A 16804-nucleotide genomic window follows, 5' to 3' on the forward strand; every position below is an offset into this window, starting at 1 on the left:
CATTCGGGGGTAAATAAAGCGATAACCGGTGATCCCTTGATCTGCTGACCCGGTGAACCACACGCTGTGCCGTCGCGGACTCTGGGCCGTCGCGCTCGCCCTCGTCGCCTCGGCGGTCGGGTGTGGGGGCGGGAGTTCGGGGCCGCCGGTACTCAACTGGTACGTCCCGCCGGACAACGGGGCCTATCAGAAGCTCGCCGAGCGATGCAGCCAGGCGTCCGACGGGGCCTACCGGGTCAAGGTCTCGGTGCTGCCCACCGACGCGTCCGGGCAGCGCGAGCAACTCGTGCGCCGGCTCGCCGCCAAGGACTCGTCGATCGACATCATGGCGCTCGACCCGGTCTTCGTACCGGAGTTCGCCGAGGCGGGCTTCCTGCGGCCGTTCGAGGCCGCCGAAGCGGCGGTGCTGACCGAGGGCATGCTCGGCAGCGCCGTGGAGTCCTCGGGCTGGCGGGGCCGACTGGTCGCGGCACCGTTTCGGGCGAACACCCAACTCCTGTGGTACCGCAAGTCGGTCGCGGCCGCCGCCGGGCTCGACCTCGACCGCCCGGTCACCTGGGATCAGCTGATCGACGTCGCCGAGAAGACCCGCAAGACCATCTCCGTGCCCGCCAAGCGCTATGAGGGCATCACGGTCTGGGTCAACGGCCTGGTGGCCGGCGCGGGCGGCGCGATCGTGCGGGACGTCGAGAAGGGCGTCGACCTGAAACCCACGCTCCAGCAGGACGGTTCGGGCAAACGGGCCGCCGAGATCATGCGCCGGCTCGGCCGCTCCTCAGCCGCGCCGCCCAACCTCGCGACCTCGATCGAGGACGACACCCGGGTCACCTTCCAGTCCGGCGCCGGCGGCTTCATGGTCAACTGGACCTACGCGCACGGCGCCGCCGCCGAGGCGGTCGCCGACGGCCAACTCTCGCGCGAGATCCTCGACGACTACGGCTGGGCGCGCTACCCGCGGACCGACGCCGGCAAGGTCTCCAAGCCGCCGTTCGGCGGGATCGCCCTGGGGGTCAGCGAGTACGGCAAACACAGCGCGGCGGCGGTACAGGCCGTGCAGTGCGCGGGCACCCTGGAGAACCAGATCACGTACATGTTGGAGTCGAAGGAGACCACGGCCAAGGCCGCCGCCTACGACGACCCCCGCGTGCGCGCCGCGCTGCCGATGGCCGAGCTGATCAAGGAGTCGCTCGAACAGGCGGGCCCGCGCCCGCGCACCCCGTACTACAACGACGTGTCCGCGTCCGTGCAGCGGATGTACCACCCGCCCGCCGACGTCGACCCGAACACCGCCCCCCGTGACACCGACGACCTGATCACCGGGGTCCTGCACGACAAGGTGCTGCTGTGAGCACGGTATCGACGGCCGGCGCCGCGCCCCGGCACAAGAAGCCCGGGAAGTCCAAGAAGCCGCGCGACCACGCGCAGCGGATGCGGCGCACCGGGTGGATGCTCTCCGCGCCCGCCGTCGTGATCATGCTGCTCGTGGCGATCGCGCCGCTGGCCGACGCCGTGTGGCTCTCGCTCTTCCACAAGCGGCTGACCACCCCGGACGCGAACTCGTTCGCGGGCCTGTCGAACTACTGGGTCGTGCTCAAGGACCCGCTCTGGTGGACCGACGTGTGGACCACCGTCGTGCTGACGATCGGCACGGTCTCCGTCGAGTTCGTGATCGGGTTCGGGCTCGCGCAGCTCATGCAGCGCGCGCTCCACATGCGCCGCACACTGCGCACGATCGTGCTGATCCCGTACGGCATCGTCACGGTCGTCTCCGCCTACGCCTGGCGCTACGCCTTCGACCCTTCCACGGGCTTCGTCAACGACTGGTTCGGCACCGACGTCGCGTGGTTCGACCACCGCTGGTCGGCGCTGTTCGTGATCGCGCTCTCGGAGATCTGGAAGACCACGCCGTTCATGTCGCTGCTCCTGCTCGGCGGCCTGATCCAGGTCTCGCCCGACGTGCACGAGGCCGCGCGGGTGGACGGCGCGGGGCCGTGGCAGCGGCTCACGCGCGTCACGCTGCCGATCATGAAACAGGCGATCCTGGTCGCGCTGCTGTTTCGCACCATGGACGCGTTCCGGATCTTCGACTCGGTGTTCGTGATGACCGGCGGCGCCAACGACACCGAGACGGTGTCCTTCCTGGCCTACCGGCAGCTGGTCAGCCGCACGGCGCTCGGTCTCGGCTCGGCGATCTCCGTCCTGCTGTTCGCGTGCGTGCTGCTGATCGCCTTCCTGTTCATCAAGCTCTTCCGCACCGACGTGAGCAAGCTCGGGAGTCCCGCGTGAGTCACACGAGCCCGGCCCGCGAGGGCGCCCGCGTCCTGGTCAGTGTCCTCGTGATCGCGATGACCGTGCTGCCGCTGGCGTGGATGGTGTCGCTGTCGTTCAAGGGCGGCGACGACATCAACAACGCGAAGTTCCTCCCGAGCAAGTGGAGTTGGGAGAACTACCGGACGGTCTTTCGGAACGACCTGTTCACCGACGCGCTGCGCAACTCGATCGGCATCTCGGTGATCGCCACGGTGATCGCGGTCGCGTGTGCCACCGGCACCGCGTACGCGATCGTGCGCCTGGAGTTCCCCGGCAAGCGGCTGATCCTGCTCGGCGCGCTGGCGATCGCGATGTTCCCCACGATCGCGGTCGTCGGGCCGCTGTTCGACATGTGGCGCACCATCGGGTTGTTCGACACCTGGATCGGCCTGATCCTGCCCTACCTGTCCTTCACGATGCCGCTGTCGATCTGGACCCTCACGTCGTTCTTCAAGCAGATCCCGTGGGCCCTGGAGGACGCGGCGCGGATCGACGGCGCCTCCGGGTGGCAGGCGTTTCGCTACGTGATCGCGCCGATGGCGATCCCGGCCGTGGTCACCACCGCGATCCTGGTGTTCTTCTTCGCCTGGAACGACTTCGTCTTCTCGGTGTCGCTGACGTCGACCAACGCTTCCCGTACGGTCCCGGCCGCGCTGGCCTTCTTCACGGGCGCGTCGCAGTTCCAACAGCCCACCGCCGCGATCGCCGCCGCGTCCGTCGTGGTGAGCATTCCGGTGGTCATCCTGGTCCTGGTCTTCCAGAAGCGGATTGTCGCGGGTATCACCTCGGGCGCGGTCAAGGAGTAAGGAGCGATAGATTCTCCCGCCATGAGCGAGCGGAACAGACGTGTCGGTGTCATGGGCGGCACCTTCGATCCCATCCATCACGGGCACCTCGTCGCCGCGAGCGAGGTCGCGGGCCAGTTCGGGCTCGACGAAGTGGTGTTCGTACCGACCGGCCGGCCGTGGCAGAAGGGCGGGCAGGAGGTGTCCCCGCCCGAGGACCGGTACCTGATGACGGTGATCGCGACCGCGTCCAACCCGACCTTCTCGGTCAGCCGGGTCGACATCGACCGAGCGGGTGAGACGTACACCCTCGACACCCTGCGCGACCTGCGCGAGGCGGCTCCCGAGGGCACCGAGTTCTTCTTCATCACCGGTGCCGACGCGCTGTCCCAGATCTTCGGCTGGCACAACGCGCACGAGATGTTCGAGCTGGCGCATTTCGTGGGTTGCACCCGTCCGGGGCACACTCTGTCCGACCCGGGTTTCCCGGACGGCGGCGTGAGCCTGGTGGAGGTCCCCGCACTGGCCATCTCGTCGACCGACATCCGTGCAAGGGTGGCCGGGGGCGATCCGGTCTGGTATCTCGTGCCGGACGGGGTCGTCCAATACATCAGCAAGCGGGGGCTGTACCGGGGAGCTTCGTGAGCAACGACGACCAACGCGAGTGGGAGCCTTACGGCACCGAGCGAGGGGACGGCGGACAGGCGCGGGAGCAACAGCCGGGCCATGGCTCGTACGGACCGGACGGCGCCTACACGGGCTACGATCCGCAGCCGCCGGGGCAGCCCGGAACGGGGCCGGGCGGGCTCGATCCGGTGAGCTTCTCTCCGCAGCAGTATCAATACGACGCGAACACCTACGACCCGAACGCGTACGACCCCGGGACCTACGCCGCCCCGACCGGGTACGACACGGGCGGGTACGACACGGGTGCCGGAGCCGGCACGTACGATCCGAACGCCTACGGGACAGGCGGCGGCTACGACCCGAACGCGTACAGCCCGAACGCGTACGACTCGAACACGTACGACCCGAACACCTATGGCGGCGCGGCCCATCCGGCCGAGGCGAATCCGCAGCCGCAGCAGCAGGGCTACCAGGACCCGGCGTACGGCCGGTCCGGCGTCCCGGATCAGCAGGGCTACTACCAACAGCAACCCGCCGCCTACTACGAACAACCGCCCGAACAGCCGGTGGTGCCGGCGAGCCGGCCCGCGCCCACCGCGCCGATCGCGGCTCCGATCCCGACCCCGAGCGTGAATCCGGCCGGGACCGCGACGCCGGCGTCGGCCTCGACCCCGGTCCGCCCGGCTTCGCCCCGGCCCACCCCGAGCGCGCCTCCCACGCCCGCCCCTTCCCCGGCCGACGACGGCCGCGTGCCGCAGCCGCGGACGCGTCGGCCGGGCACCGGTCGCCCGGGTCGGCCCGGGTACGGGTCGGACGAGTTCGCGTTCGTCGACGACGAGAGCGAGCAGGCCGAGGACGTCATCGACTGGCTGTCCTTCGCCGAGACCCGCTCCGAGCGGCGCGACGAGAAGCGCAGGGCGATCCGGCAGAAGCTGGTCGCGCTCGCGGTCGTGGTGGCGATCGCGCTGGTCGGCACCGGCGGGTACTTCGCGTGGGACCTGTGGCTGCGTGAGGACAAGGCCGCGGCGGCGGCCCCGAAGCGGGGCGCCGTCCTGGTCCAGCTGCGCGACAAGGAGGGCCGCGCGTCGGCCAACGCGATCCTGACCGTCGACCCCGCGGCGAACTCCGCGTCGATGGTCAGCGTGTCCTCGGTCACCATCGTCAACGCGGACAACAGCTCGTACCCGCTCGGCCAGTTGATGGCCGACGAGGGCCCCGGCGCGTCCCGGGACGCGCTGTCCGACCTGCTCGGCGTCCGGCTCGACGGTTCGTGGGTGGTCACCGAGCCGGTCCTGCAGGGGCTCGTCGACCTCACCGGCGGCATCCAGCTGAACGCCGACGTCGCGATCAAGGCCCCCGACGGCAAGCCCCTGGTGACGCAGGGCCGCAACCCGGCGAACGGTCTCGCGGCGCTGGCCTTCGCGAACTTCCGCTCGGCCGGCGAGCCTCCCGCGATCTCCGGCGACCGCTTCGGGCGGGTGCTGCAAGGCTTGTTGAGCGCACTGCCGACCGAGCCCGACGCGATCCTGACGCTGCTGGCCAACATGGCCAACCTGCCGGACCCGTCCCTGCCGGACGACAAGCTCAGCACGCTCCTGGCGAACCTGGCCAAGGCCACCCAGGCCAAGAAGATGGAGGTCCGGGCGCTGCCGGTGTCCCCGGAGGGAAGCCTGGACACCCAGGCCGCGTTGCCGATCGTCAGCGGCCTGCTCGGCGGCACCATCCGCCAGGGCCGCATCCAGACCGGCCCCGCGCGAGTCATGGTGGACGACGCGAGCGGCAAGACGGGCGCCCAGGAGGACGCGCACACGCGTCTGCTGAACGCCGGCAACACCTATGTCCCGGGCGGTGTCCAGGGCAAGCGCACCCAACCGACGTCGACCGTGCAGTACGTCGACGATGCCCGCAAGGAGGCCGCCACCCAGGTCGCACTGACCCTGCACCTGCCCGCGACCGCGGTCAAGAAGGCCGAGGGCGAGATGCTCGCGGACGTGGTCGTCACGCTCGGTCAGGACTATCCGTACGATCCGCCCAAGCCGTAGGCGCGACCGGCACCGGGCGTCCGCGAGTCGTCGCTCGCGGGCGCCCGGGCTCCGGTTCGGGCCCGGGCCCCCGAACGGGCGGGCGTCCGGGCCGCGCGTCGGGCCGTGCTCCGCGAATAACGGGTGGCCGGTCCAGGCCCCGCGTGTGAGACCCTGAACGGTAATCCCCTTGTCGTCCGCAGGAAGCGAACCGTGACCGCAACCCCCCACGCCCTGGAGCTCGCCACCGCGGCTGCCGTGGCATGTGCAGAGAAGCTCGCCACCGACGTCGTCGCCTACGACGTGAGCGAGGTCATCACGATCACCGACGTGTTCGTGCTCGCCTCGGCGGCCAACGACCGTCAGGTCAAGGCGATCATGGACGAGGTCGAGGAAGCGCTCCGCGAGCTCGGCGCCAAGCCGGCCCGCCGCGAGGGCGAGCGCGAAGGGCGCTGGATCCTCCTCGACTACATCGACATCGTGGTGCACGTCCAGCACGCCGAGGAGCGGGCCTACTACGCGCTCGAGAAGCTGTGGAAGGACTGCCCGCGGATCGAGCTGCCGGAGTCGGTCCGGCTCGGCAACGAGCAGGCCAAGGCAGCCGAGGCGGCCCACGCGGCGGAGGCGGCGGAGGACTCGTTCTGAGCGGCAAGGGGCGCCGTGTCCTGCTGTGGCGGCACGGCCAGACCACGTGGAACGTCGAGCGGCGCTTCCAGGGCCAGACCGACATCCCGCTGACCGAGGCGGGCATCGGTCAGGCCCGGCGCTCGGCCCGGCTGCTCGCGGCCCTGGAGCCGGACGCGATCGTGGCGTCCGACCTGCGTCGCGCGATGGACACCGCGGCCGAGTTGGCTCGCCTCGTCGACGTCCCGGTCACGTTCGACCCCGCCGTGCGCGAGACGTACGCGGGGGAGTGGCAGGGGCTGACGAACCGCGAGATCGAGGAGACCTTCCCCGAGCAGTTCGCCGCGTGGCGCCGCGGCGAGCCCGTGCGGCGCGGCGGCGGCGAGCTGGAGAGCGAGGTCGGCGACCGGATGGCCGGAGCGATCGAGCTCGCGGTCGAGAAGCTCCCGGACGAGGGCACGCTCGTGGTGGTCTCACACGGCGGCGCGATCCGCTGCGCGATCGGCGCGATGCTGGGCCTGCCCCGCGAGTCGTGGGGGGCGCTCGGCGCGCTGTCCAACTGCTGCTGGTCGGTCCTGGGGCCGGGCGCGAACGGTTGGCGGCTGCTGGAGCACAACGCGGGCACGCTGCCCGAGCCGGTCATCGGCGACGACGTCTGACGGCCGACCGCCGACGGCTCGCGCCGCATCGGTGGGGGTCGCCGGGGTCACCCGGGACAGCGACGATCTTGGAGTAAGGGGTGCCCCGACGGGCGCCCCTCGGCTCCAAGGTCGTTTTTGTTTTCGGGTCCGTCCGTCCGCCCGTCCGCCCGATGTCCGTCAGGCTTCGTCCTGCTTGCGGTACAGCTCTTCCAGGTCGCTCAGCATCCCGTCGGCCAGGTCGCGTTCGGACTGCCAGTAGCGCTCGCTCCACTTGAGCACCAGCGCCGGGAACGGCCAGCGGTCCTGCGCCGAGTCCTCGCTCGCGCGTACCTCGTCCAGTGTGTTCGCCGCGTGGTCGCGGTGCTCGACGAGCGTCTTGCGCAACTCCTCCGGCTCGCTGAGGTGGCCCAGCCAGACCCGGAGCGCGACCCCGTGCTTGAGCACCGGCGGTCCGGCCGGCGTCTCGCGGGCCCAGGTCGCCAGGGCCGCCTGGCCGGCGTCGGTGATGCTGTACAGCCGCTTGTTGCGCAGTTCGTCCTGGGACGCGATGCGCGAGACGGCGAAGCCGAGCTGCTCCAGGCGCTTGAGCTCGCTGTAGATCTGGCTGAGTGCCGGGCTCCAGTAGAAGAAGCGCAGTGACGCGTCGGCCCACTTCTTGAGGTCGTATCCGGAGCGCTCGCCCGGGAACGACAAGAGGCCGAGCACGGCCCACGCGGTTGCGGGCAGCTTCGGGAGTGGGTCCCCCGTCATCGTGGCCTCCATCGGTACGCGCCAACTTTTTCTGATTCTACGTCAGCTGCCTATTGACCTGACTAGCCGTCATACATCTAATTGAAGTATTCCACGCCTCGCGCACCAGGAGTACGGCATGCAGTTCTCGATGATCTTCGAAGCCCAGATGGCCAACCCCACGGCAGAGCACGAGCGTGAGGTCATCCTCAACTCCGTGGATCAGGCCGTATACGCCGAGGAGATGGGCTTCGACCGGATCTGGGCCGTCGAGCACCACTCGACCAAGTGGTACTCGCACATGAGCGCCCCGGAGATCTTCCTGACCTGGGTGGCCGCGCGCACCAGCCGGATCCGGATCGCGCACGGCGCGGTCTGTATGCCGTTCAACTTCAACCACCCGGCGCGCGTCGCCGAGCGGATCGGCATGCTCGACACGCTTTCCGGCGGTCGCCTGGACGTCGGCGCGGCCCGCGGCGGCACGCTCCAGGAGTCGTCGCTGGTCGGCGTGGACATCGAGCAGACCAAGGCCCAGGTCGAGGAGGCGCTGCGGATCATCGGCGCCGCGTGGCAGAAGGACGAGCTCGAATGGCACGGTGACGTGCTCGACATCGAGGGCTCGCACCCGATCCTGCCGCGGCCCATGCAGACCCCGCACCCGCCGCTGTTCCTGGCCTGCAGCAAGCAACCGAGCCTGGTCGAGGCGGCCGAGTACGGCGTCGGCGCGCTCGTGCTCGGGTTCGCGGGCCCCGAGGAGGTCGCGAACCTCAACAAGATCTACCGCGACGCGATCAAGGAGCGGACCGGCGACCGGTTCGTGTCGTCGGTGACGAACGACCACCTCGTCGCGCTGTGCCCGACGATCGTGTCCGAGGACGGCGCCCGGGCCCGCCAGGTCGGCGCGCGTGGTCAGCGCTTCTTCGCGCAGTCGATCGCGCACTGGTTCTCCGGCGGCAAGTCCGGCATCCCGGACGAGGCCGTGGTCGAGGGTCGCGACGAGGTCGCGGTGATCAACGAGGCGGCCGAGCAGCAGGTCGCCATGCTGCACGAGGCGAAGATCCCGGTCACGGTGAACGCGACGGCGACGTTCAACATCAACCACGCGTACGGGACGGCCGAGGACGCGATCGGGTACGTGCAGAAGCTGATCGACGCGGGGGCGGACGAGATCATGTGCCTGATCCAGATGGGGACGGTTCCGCAGGAGGACTGCATGGAGACCATTCGAATCTGGGGCGAGCACGTCATTCCGCACTTCCGGGCCAAGTACGGGAGCTAGGGCCGGGACTCGGGGCTCTCGGGTCGCGGGAGTGCGGGGTTGGAGCTTGGTCGGGACGGCGGTCGGTTACGCCGTCGCGAGTGGGGGCAGGGCGTCGGATCCGGTGCGGAGGACCGGATCCGACGGTCTTGTCGGGCAGAGTCGGTGGCGATGGTTCGGCTCCGGGCGTGGTGGACGGATATGTGGAGGCGGTACGCATGGCTGATCTGACCGGGAAGGTCGCGATCGTCACCGGCGCGGCGCGAGGGCAAGGAGCGGCCGAGGCGCGGTTGTTCGTCGAGCGGGGTGCCTCGGTCGTGTTGACCGACCTGCTCGAGGACGAGGGCGCCGAGGTGGCGGCGGGGATCGGGGATCGGGCCCGGTTCGTGCGGCACGACGTGTCCAGCGCGGCGGACTGGGCGGTGGTCGCGGAGACCGCCGTGCGTGAGTTCGGTGGGGTCGACGTCCTGGTCAACAACGCGGGGATCCTGTGGACCAAGCCGATCCTGGAGGAGACGGCCGAGGGGCTGGACAAGATCCTCAAGGTCAACCTGTTCGGCACCTTTCACGGGATTCAGACGGTGGCTCCGCTGATGCGGGCGAACGGTGGCGGCTCGATCGTCAACATCTCGTCGCTCGCGGGGCTGCAGGGCATTCCCGGGCACGCGGCGTACGGGTCGTCCAAGTGGGCGATTCGCGGGCTGACCAAGACCGCCGCGCTCGAACTGGGCGAGTACGGGATCCGGGTCAACTCGGTGCACCCCGGCGCCGTGGACACCCCGATGGTCGGCAACCGCTTCACGCGGGGTGCGGGCAACTTCCCCACCGTGCCGCTGCGTCGGGTGGGTGAGCCGGAGGACGTCGGCGACCTGGTGGTCTTCCTCGCGTCCGACGAGTCCTCGTGGATCACCGGTGCCGAGTTCGTGATCGACGGTGGCTCGATGGCGGGCATCGTGCCGCCGGTGCGGGGATAGCGCGGTCGGGTGCGGCGTCCTCGCCCGGGCATCTCGGTGCACCCCGGCATGATCCACACGCCGATGACCGAGCAGTACGCGCAGGCCGGCGAGGGCGACTACCCGAACACTCCGATGGGCCGGCCGTCGACGGCGGTTGGACCACCGGTCCGACCGTGAAGTACGTCATGGGAGGCTGACCCGCTTTATGGCGCAGAACGCGCAGAACGCACAGGACGCGCACGACGCGCCGGATCCGCGGGACGGGCTGGATCCGGGTGCGCGCGCGATCGTCGATCTGATGACGGCCGCGTTCCCCCCTATCGGCCCGGGATTCGACGCCGCCGAGGCGCGGGCCTTCATGGCCGCGGTCCCGCGGCCGCCGGTCGTGCCGACGCCCGTCGCGCAGGTCCTGGACCGGACCATCCCCGGTCCGGGCGGCGAGCTCCGGGTCCGGATCCACCGCCCGGTCGACGTCGAGGGCGCACCGCCCGTGGTGGTGTACAGCCACGGCGGCGGGTGGGTCCTGTGCGATCTGGACTCGCACGACGAGACCGTTCGTCGTCTGGCCAACGCGAGCGGCGCCATCGTGGTCTCGGTGGACTATCGGCGCGCGCCCGAGACGCGCTTCCCGGGTCCGGCCGAGGACGTGTACGCGGCGTACACCTGGACCCGCGCGCACGCCGCCGACCTGGGTGTGGGCATCGCGGGCGACCCCGAGCGGGTCGCGGTCGCGGGCGACTCGGCGGGCGGGAACCTGGCCGCGGCGGTGTGCCTGATGGCGCGTGACCGGGGGGTGGTCCAGCCGACGTTCCAGCTGCTCGTGTACCCCGTCACGGACCACACGCGGGCCCTGCCGTCGTACCGCGAGAACGCCGAGGGCTATTTCCTGACGGCGGTGCACATGGACTGGTTCTGGGAGCAGTACATCGGCCCGGACGGCGACGCCGCGCACCCGTACGCGTCGCCGCTGCACGCGGACGACCTGGCCGGCCTCGCGCCGGCGCACGTGGTCGCCGCGGCGCTCGACCCGCTGCGGGACGAGGGCGTGGCGTACGCGCGGCGGCTCGCGGACGCGGGGTGCCGGCGACCTACGGCCGGTACCCCGGCATGTTCCACGGCTCGATCGGGATGGGCGCGGTGATCCCGGCGGTCGCGCCGGCGTGGGCGGACGCGGTCGCGGCGTTGCGGGCGGGCCTGGGGAGCGCGGGGCCTGTCGGCGCGGGACCCGGGAGTGCGGGACCTGGGAGCGCGGGGCCCGGGGTTCCTGTTCGGTCGGAGAATTCTTGAGGAAAGGTGACATGTCATGGCGGATCTGACCGGCAAGGTCGCGATCATCACGGGTGCCGCACGCGGTCAGGGCGAGGCGGAGGCCCGGCTGTTCGTCGCGAGCGGCGCGAAGGTCGTGCTGACCGATCTGCTCGAGGAGGAGGGCGCGAAGGTCGCCGCGGAGCTCGGTGACGCCGCGCGCTTCGTGCGGCACGACGTGTCCGATCCGGCGGACTGGGCGAAGGTCGTGGCGACCGCCGTGACCGAGTTCGGCGGCGTGGACATCCTGGTCAACAACGCCGCGATCTATTGGACGACGGGCTTCGCGGACGAGACGCCCGAGCGGGTCGAGAAGATATTCGGGGTCAACTTCTTCGGGGTGTGGCACGGCATGCAGGCCGTCCTGCCCGTGATGAAGGCGAACGGCGGCGGTGCGATCGTCAACATCTCGTCGCAGGCCGGCCTGGAGGGGATGCCCGGACACGCGGCGTACGGCGCGAGCAAGTGGGCCGTGCGCGGGTTGTCCAAGACGGTCGCCCTCGAAGCGGGCGAGCACGGCATCCGGGTCAACTCGGTGCACCCGGGCACGATCGACACCCCGATGATCGCCGCGGTCGGCCTGGAGCAGGGCGCGGGCAAATTCCCGTCCGTCCCGATGCGTCGGATCGCGGCTCCGGCGGAGGTCGCCGAGGTGGTGGCCTTCGTCGCCTCCGACGCGGCGTCGTACATGACCGGCACGGAGCTGGTCGTCGACGGCGGGGCGATGGCGGGCATGACGCGCCCCGCAGGCGCGTACTGACGGTCGGCCGGCTCGCGGAACGCTCCGCGAGCCGGCGACCGCGCCCGGTGAGCGGCGGCTTCGCCCGGCGGCCCGGCGTGGCGAGTGCCGGAAAAGGCGTTTGGATGCGGTGCGGGGGAGCGTGTAAAGTACTCGTGGTCGAGCGGGGAAGCCCCTCGGCTCGGTTGAATAGCGGGGCTGTAGCTCAGTTGGTAGAGCGCTTGCATGGCATGCAAGAGGTCCGGAGTTCAATTCTCCGTAGCTCCACAGACAAGACCGCCTCTCGGAATTCGTTCCGAGAGGCGGTCTTTTTTGCTGCGCGCCGGGGGCTTCGTCGGCCCATGGTGGGCCCACCCGGCTTGTTCGTCGAGTGGTGTTTGACGGCTCGAAAACGTGTGAAATCGCCCCTTCGGGCACTCTTCCGAGTGACCGCGACGAAGGTGGGCGTGCGATGACGGAGCCTCGGTTCTGGGAACGGGCGATGGACCGGGCGATCGTGCCGGGGTACAGCCGGATCGGCTACCACGTGCGGCGACGGGCCGGGTTTCCGGAGGATCCCGAGCCGTGGGCGCTCAAGGGGCGGACCGTCGTGGTGACCGGGGCGACCTCGGGGATCGGCGAGGCGGCGGCGACCGGGCTGGCGCGGCTCGGCGCGTCCGTGGTGCTGGTCGGGCGCGACGAGGAGCGCGGTCGGGCGGCCCGCCGACGGGTCGTGGCCCGGGTGTCCGGGGCGGAGGTGACCGTGCGGCACTGCGACGTGGGCAGTCTGCCGGACGTGGCCCGCCTCGCGCGGGAGCTGCGGGCCGAGCACGGCCCGCTGCACGCGCTCGTGCACAACGCCGGCGCGATGTCCGCCGAACGCGCCGAGACCGCCCAGGGCCACGAACGCTCACTGGCCGTACACGTGCTCGGGCCGCACCTGCTCAGCCGGCTGGTGGCGGCCGATCCCGCGTCGTGCTCGCGCGTGGTGTGGATGAGTTCGGGCGGGATGTACACGCAGCGGCTGCCGGTGGACGACATCGAGTACACGCGAGGGACGTACCGGGCCACGACCGCGCACGCGCGGACCAAGCGGATGCAGGTCGTGCTGGCCGAGTTGTGGGCCGAGCACCTGGGCGCGGGCGGTCCGGTCGTGCACGCGACGCACCCGGGGTGGGCCGACACCCCGGGCCTGCGGTCGTCGCTGCCCACGTTCCGCCGGGTGACCGCGCCGCTGCTGCGCACCCCGGAGGAGGGCGCGGACACCGCGGTGTGGTTGTGCGCGGCCGACGAACCGGGCACCACCACCGGCCTGTTCTGGCAGGACCGCCGAGCCCGGCCGACCCACTACCGCGCGGCGACGCGCGAGAGTCGGCCGGACCGGGCATGGTTCTGGCGGCGCTGCCAGGAGCTGACGCACCCGTGGGTGGCGGACTACGGCTGGCGTGCCGAGTGATCGCAGCGCCCCCACGGCGGTTCCCGCGCGCGGTCAGGCGAGCGGGAACGGGACGCCGTGTTCCTCGATGGGGCGCGGTCCGTGGATGCGGCGGTCGGATTCCGTGATGGAGACATCGTTGATACTGGCCTCTCGGCGGCGCATGAGGCCGTCGGCGGTGAACTCCCACAGTTCGTTGCCGTAGCTGCGCCAGAAGGCGCCGGCCGCGTCGCGCCACTCGTACTGGAAGCGGACCGCGATCCGGTCCGCGCCGTACGACCACAGCTCCTTGCGCAGCGCGTAGTCCTGCTCGCGGGCCCACTTCTCGGTCAGGAACGCGGTGATCGCCGCGCGCCCGGTGACGAACCGGTCGCGATTGCGCCAGACCGAGTCGGGTGTGTACGCGAGCGCGACGCGTTCGGGGTCGCGGGTGTTCCAGGCGTCCTCGGCGGCCTGCACCTTGGCGCGCGCGTCGGCCTCGGTGAACGGCGGCAGCGGCGGCTTCACTCGGACCACCCCGAGTTCTCGATCACGTCGACGAAGTTCGTGCGCTCGAAGCCCGGTACGAACCGGTCGAGGACGTCGGCCTTGACGTTGCCGAACGTGGTCTGCGGGCGGTGCTCGATGCCCTCGGTGAACGCGCGCAGGATGCGGCGCTCGAAGTCGGGACGGGGGTGCGCGGCGACGACCGCCGCGCGCGCCTCGGCGGAGATGTCGTCGAGGCCCAGGCCGAGCACGTCGAACTCGACTCCGGCGGTCACGAGCGCGACCTCGGGCTCCATCCGGGTGGGGATCTCGGGGGTGGTGTGCAGCGCGATCGCGGTCCACACGATCCGCGCGCTGTCGGCGGACAGGCCGTGCCGTAGCACGAAGTCGCGGGCGGCGTCGGCCCCGTCGAGCTCGAACCGCTGCCGTGACGCGCGGTGGTCGGCGGTCAGGCCGAGGTCGTGGAACATCGCGCCGACGTAGAGGAGTTCGGGGTCCCAGGCGAGGCCCAGGCGGCGGCCCTGGAGCGCGCCGAAGAGGTACACGCGGCGCGAGTGGTCGTACAGGAGCGGGCCGGCGGTGTCGCGGACCAGCTCGGTGGCCTCCTTCGCGAGCGCGCTGTCGGGGATGTCGATGTCGGCGATCCGTTCGGACACGGGTGGGCTCCTTCGGGGTGTGGAGGGGCGTGGTGGGTGGGGCGGGCCACGTCGGGTCGTGATCGGGCCGGGTTCAAGCCTTCCTCGGACGCCGGATCGGAGCCATGTCCATCCAGACGTGGATCCCTCACATTCGGACACGGCCCGCGGGTAGCTTTGGGGTATGCAACGCAGGAAGGTGACGGTGCTCGCGTACGACGGCGTCCGGCTGATGGACGTGACCGCGCCGCTGGAGGTGTTCGGCACGGCCGCGCGCATGGGCGGCGCGTACACGCCGACCCTGTGCTCGCCGACCGGCGCCCCGGTGACCACCTCGGCCGGCACCCGGCTGATGGTCGACGCCGCGGCGGGGGAGATCGGCGCCACGCACACGCTGGTCGTGCCGGGGTCGGTCGAGTTCCCGCACCACGCGCCGCCGACCGGGCTGCTCGACGCGGTGGTCGCGCTCGCCGCGGTGTCCGGGCGGATCGCGTCCGTCTGTACGGGCGCTTTCGTGCTGGCGCGGGCGGGCCTGTTGGACGGGCGCCGGGCGGCGACGCACTGGCGGCACGCGGCGGTGCTCGCCCGGCGCCATCCGGCGGTCACGGTCGAGCCGGACGCGATCTTCGTCCGGGACGGCGAGGTGTACACGTCGGCGGGCGTGACGGCCGGGATCGACCTGGCGCTCGCCCTGGTCGAGGCCGACGAGGGCGCCGACCTGGCCCGCGAGGTGGCCCGCGACCTGGTGGTCTTCCTGCGCCGACCCGGCGGCCAATCGCAGTTCTCGGTCCCCTCGCGCACCCCGACCGGCTCCGACGACCCCCTGCGCCCGGTCCTGGACGCGGTCGCCGCCGACCCGGCGGCCGACCACTCGCTCCCCGCGCTGGCCCGACTCGGCGGCTTCAGCCCACGGCACCTGACCCGACTGTTCAACGAGCGAGTCGGCTCGCCCCCGGGCGTGTACGTGGAGGCCATGCGCGTGGAGGCGGCCCAGGCCCTTCTGGAAGCCGGCTCCTCGGTCACCGAGGCCGCGGCCCGAAGCGGCCTCGGCAGCGACGAATCCCTCCGCCGAGCCTTCCTCCGCAGACTGGGCGTAACCCCTTCGACCTACCGCTCCCGCTTCCGCAGCACAACGCGCGGCTAGGCCGAGGCCACGAGGCCCGACCAGTCCCACCCGCTGCCCGTGAAACCGCAGCCACCGACCAAAACGCAACGGGCGGGCGGGTGGGCACGAATCCCAACCCGACCAAGACGCGCCCGCAGCGCCCCACCAACGCCCGCACAACCCACAGGGCCACGCGGCCACGAGCATCGCTCGGCCACCCGGTGGACGCGGCGGATTGGTATCGCCCGCGTCCGGGCACCGGCTCTCGCGTGACCGTCGGCCTCGGACTCGTCCTCACCATCGCGTGGTACCTCCTGCGCGGCCTCGCCCGATATCGGGCCGAGGCACGCCGGTTGGTCGAGCGGCTGAGCCCGTGGACCACCCGGCTGCACGCGTGGGTGATGTCCGCGCCGATCACGTTCACCTACATGGCGATCTTCACCGCGTCCACGGTCGTCCAACGCACGTCGCCGCCACGCCTGATCGACCTGCTGACCAAGCTGAACAGCAGCAACCTGTTCCGGCTCGGCGACGACCCCGTCGAGGTGTTGCTCACCAGCGCGTTCTGGGTCGCCGACCACGGCTCGGATCTGGCCACGTACCTGATCGTGTTCGGGACGGTGGTGGCCTGGGCCGAGCGCCGCTACGGCTCGCCGCGGATGCTGCTGATCGGCGCGAGCGCGCACGTGTTCGGGTCGCTGCTCACCGCCGCGCTCGAGAAGGGCGCGATCGAGACCGGTCGACTCCCGGACCGGATCGCGTTCGCGACCGACGTCGGGGTGAGTTACGTGGAGGTCGGTTCGTGTGCGGCGGCGGTGCTGGTGATGGCCGGCTGGATGCGGCTCGCGGGCACCGTTGTGATGTTCGTCATGGTGGGCATCCCGGTGATCGTGGATCACACCATCTGGGACGTCGGCCACCTGCTCGCGACGCTGTGCGGGTTGACCGCGGCGCTGCTGCTGCGGCTGGCCGGGCCGCTGCGCGCACCCCCGCCGCTCGCACCCCCCTTGGTCGTGAGCACGGCGGCCGACCCGGTAGACTTATGACGTATTCACGCGGGGCTGTAGCTCAGTTGGTAGAGCGCTTGCATGGCATGCAAGAGGTCCGGAGTTCAATTCTCCGTAGCTCCACAACAATCGAGAAAGCCCCTTCCCGATCCTGATCGGGGA

At 71.0% G+C, this 16804-nt stretch carries 18 protein-coding genes and 2 tRNA genes; 17 read left to right on the plus strand and 3 right to left on the minus strand.

The window, feature by feature from the left end; translation table 11 throughout:
• Positions 1-52: 52 nt before the first annotated feature.
• From OG928_RS23015 to OG928_RS23045, 7 genes are all read left to right on the plus strand, one after another.
• A complete protein-coding gene (locus OG928_RS23015) occupies positions 53-1348 on the plus strand; it encodes an extracellular solute-binding protein (protein WP_406286787.1) in 1296 nt (431 codons plus the stop codon).
• Positions 1345-2286: a carbohydrate ABC transporter permease gene (locus OG928_RS23020; protein ID WP_406286788.1), complete on the plus strand. Its 942-nt coding sequence runs from the start codon at positions 1345-1347 to the stop codon at positions 2284-2286. The genes OG928_RS23015 and OG928_RS23020 overlap by 4 nt, the downstream gene beginning before the upstream one ends.
• Positions 2283-3116, plus strand: a complete 834-nt coding sequence (locus OG928_RS23025; protein ID WP_406286789.1) for a carbohydrate ABC transporter permease — start codon at positions 2283-2285, stop codon at positions 3114-3116. Before OG928_RS23020 ends, OG928_RS23025 begins: the two co-directional genes overlap by 4 nt.
• A gap of 21 nt (positions 3117-3137) precedes the next feature.
• Complete coding sequence (nadD, locus tag OG928_RS23030) at positions 3138-3740, plus strand: nicotinate-nucleotide adenylyltransferase (RefSeq protein ID WP_406286791.1); 603 nt, start codon at positions 3138-3140, stop codon at positions 3738-3740.
• A complete protein-coding gene (locus tag OG928_RS23035) occupies positions 3737-5764 on the plus strand; it encodes an LCP family protein (RefSeq protein ID WP_406286793.1) in 2028 nt (675 codons plus the stop codon). The genes nadD and OG928_RS23035 overlap by 4 nt, the downstream gene beginning before the upstream one ends.
• A 192-nt stretch (positions 5765-5956) precedes the next feature.
• The gene (rsfS, locus tag OG928_RS23040) at positions 5957-6388 is read left to right on the plus strand and encodes a ribosome silencing factor (RefSeq protein WP_406286794.1); all 432 of its coding nucleotides are present in this window, start codon (positions 5957-5959) and stop codon (positions 6386-6388) included.
• Entirely contained in the window at positions 6385-7026 is a 642-nt protein-coding gene (locus tag OG928_RS23045; RefSeq protein WP_406291143.1) for a histidine phosphatase family protein, read from the plus strand. Before rsfS ends, OG928_RS23045 begins: the two co-directional genes overlap by 4 nt.
• A gap of 159 nt (positions 7027-7185) precedes the next feature.
• Here the strand turns inward: OG928_RS23045 and OG928_RS23050 are convergent, their stop codons facing one another.
• Positions 7186-7758 (minus strand): PadR family transcriptional regulator, encoded by a 573-nt coding sequence (locus OG928_RS23050; RefSeq protein WP_406286796.1) that lies wholly within the window; start codon positions 7756-7758, stop codon positions 7186-7188.
• 118 nt (positions 7759-7876) lie between these two features.
• Here OG928_RS23050 and OG928_RS23055 point away from each other — a divergent pair, with 118 nt between their 5' ends.
• The 7 genes from OG928_RS23055 (at position 7877) to OG928_RS23085 (ending at position 13430) form a co-directional block, all read left to right on the plus strand.
• The gene (locus OG928_RS23055; RefSeq protein ID WP_406286798.1) at positions 7877-9016 is read left to right on the plus strand and encodes an LLM class flavin-dependent oxidoreductase; all 1140 of its coding nucleotides are present in this window, start codon (positions 7877-7879) and stop codon (positions 9014-9016) included.
• Between the two features lie 197 nt (positions 9017-9213).
• Positions 9214-9969, plus strand: a complete 756-nt coding sequence (locus OG928_RS23060) for a glucose 1-dehydrogenase (protein WP_406286800.1) — start codon at positions 9214-9216, stop codon at positions 9967-9969.
• A gap of 9 nt (positions 9970-9978) precedes the next feature.
• Positions 9979-10128, plus strand: a complete 150-nt coding sequence (locus OG928_RS23065) for a hypothetical protein (RefSeq protein WP_406286801.1) — start codon at positions 9979-9981, stop codon at positions 10126-10128.
• Between the two features lie 28 nt (positions 10129-10156).
• Positions 10157-11092, plus strand: coding sequence for an alpha/beta hydrolase (locus tag OG928_RS23070; protein WP_406286803.1), 936 nt, complete (start codon positions 10157-10159; stop codon positions 11090-11092).
• Between the two features lie 162 nt (positions 11093-11254).
• Positions 11255-12016 carry an SDR family NAD(P)-dependent oxidoreductase gene (locus tag OG928_RS23075; RefSeq protein ID WP_406286805.1) on the plus strand — a complete coding sequence of 254 codons (762 nt, stop codon included), beginning with the start codon at positions 11255-11257 and terminating at the stop codon, positions 12014-12016.
• A 173-nt stretch (positions 12017-12189) separates the two neighbouring features.
• Positions 12190-12262, plus strand: a tRNA-Ala gene (locus OG928_RS23080).
• Positions 12263-12446: 184 nt separating this feature from the next.
• Positions 12447-13430, plus strand: a complete 984-nt coding sequence (locus tag OG928_RS23085) for an SDR family oxidoreductase (RefSeq protein WP_406286807.1) — start codon at positions 12447-12449, stop codon at positions 13428-13430.
• A gap of 33 nt (positions 13431-13463) precedes the next feature.
• Here the strand turns inward: OG928_RS23085 and OG928_RS23090 are convergent, their stop codons facing one another.
• Complete coding sequence (locus OG928_RS23090; protein WP_406286809.1) at positions 13464-13916, minus strand: nuclear transport factor 2 family protein; 453 nt, start codon at positions 13914-13916, stop codon at positions 13464-13466.
• Positions 13913-14551, minus strand: a complete 639-nt coding sequence (locus OG928_RS23095; protein WP_406286811.1) for an HD domain-containing protein — start codon at positions 14549-14551, stop codon at positions 13913-13915. Before OG928_RS23095 ends, OG928_RS23090 begins: the two co-directional genes overlap by 4 nt.
• A gap of 163 nt (positions 14552-14714) precedes the next feature.
• Here OG928_RS23095 and OG928_RS23100 point away from each other — a divergent pair, with 163 nt between their 5' ends.
• The 3 genes from OG928_RS23100 to OG928_RS23110 all read left to right on the plus strand — a co-directional run bounded on the left by OG928_RS23100 (position 14715) and on the right by OG928_RS23110 (position 16765).
• Complete coding sequence (locus OG928_RS23100) at positions 14715-15674, plus strand: GlxA family transcriptional regulator (protein ID WP_406286812.1); 960 nt, start codon at positions 14715-14717, stop codon at positions 15672-15674.
• A gap of 230 nt (positions 15675-15904) precedes the next feature.
• On the plus strand, positions 15905-16681 hold the full coding sequence (locus tag OG928_RS23105) for a rhomboid-like protein (protein ID WP_406286814.1): 777 nt from the start codon (positions 15905-15907) through the stop codon (positions 16679-16681).
• An 11-nt stretch (positions 16682-16692) separates the two neighbouring features.
• Positions 16693-16765 (plus strand) — tRNA-Ala (locus tag OG928_RS23110).
• Positions 16766-16804: the final 39 nt, after the last annotated feature.

Source organism: Embleya sp. NBC_00896 (genome assembly GCF_045207785.1).
GTDB lineage: Bacteria > Actinomycetota > Actinomycetes > Streptomycetales > Streptomycetaceae > Embleya.

Coding starts and splice junctions, on each gene's coding strand:
- nadD (WP_406286791.1), top strand. CDS start 3,138: ATGAGCGAGCGGAACAGACGTGTCGGTGTCATGGGCGGCACCTTCGAT.
- OG928_RS23050 (WP_406286796.1), bottom strand. CDS start 7,758: ATGACGGGGGACCCACTCCCGAAGCTGCCCGCAACCGCGTGGGCCGTG.
- OG928_RS23055 (WP_406286798.1), top strand. CDS start 7,877: ATGCAGTTCTCGATGATCTTCGAAGCCCAGATGGCCAACCCCACGGCA.
- OG928_RS23060 (WP_406286800.1), top strand. CDS start 9,214: ATGGCTGATCTGACCGGGAAGGTCGCGATCGTCACCGGCGCGGCGCGA.
- OG928_RS23070 (WP_406286803.1), top strand. CDS start 10,157: ATGGCGCAGAACGCGCAGAACGCACAGGACGCGCACGACGCGCCGGAT.
- OG928_RS23075 (WP_406286805.1), top strand. CDS start 11,255: ATGGCGGATCTGACCGGCAAGGTCGCGATCATCACGGGTGCCGCACGC.
- OG928_RS23085 (WP_406286807.1), top strand. CDS start 12,447: ATGACGGAGCCTCGGTTCTGGGAACGGGCGATGGACCGGGCGATCGTG.
- OG928_RS23100 (WP_406286812.1), top strand. CDS start 14,715: ATGCAACGCAGGAAGGTGACGGTGCTCGCGTACGACGGCGTCCGGCTG.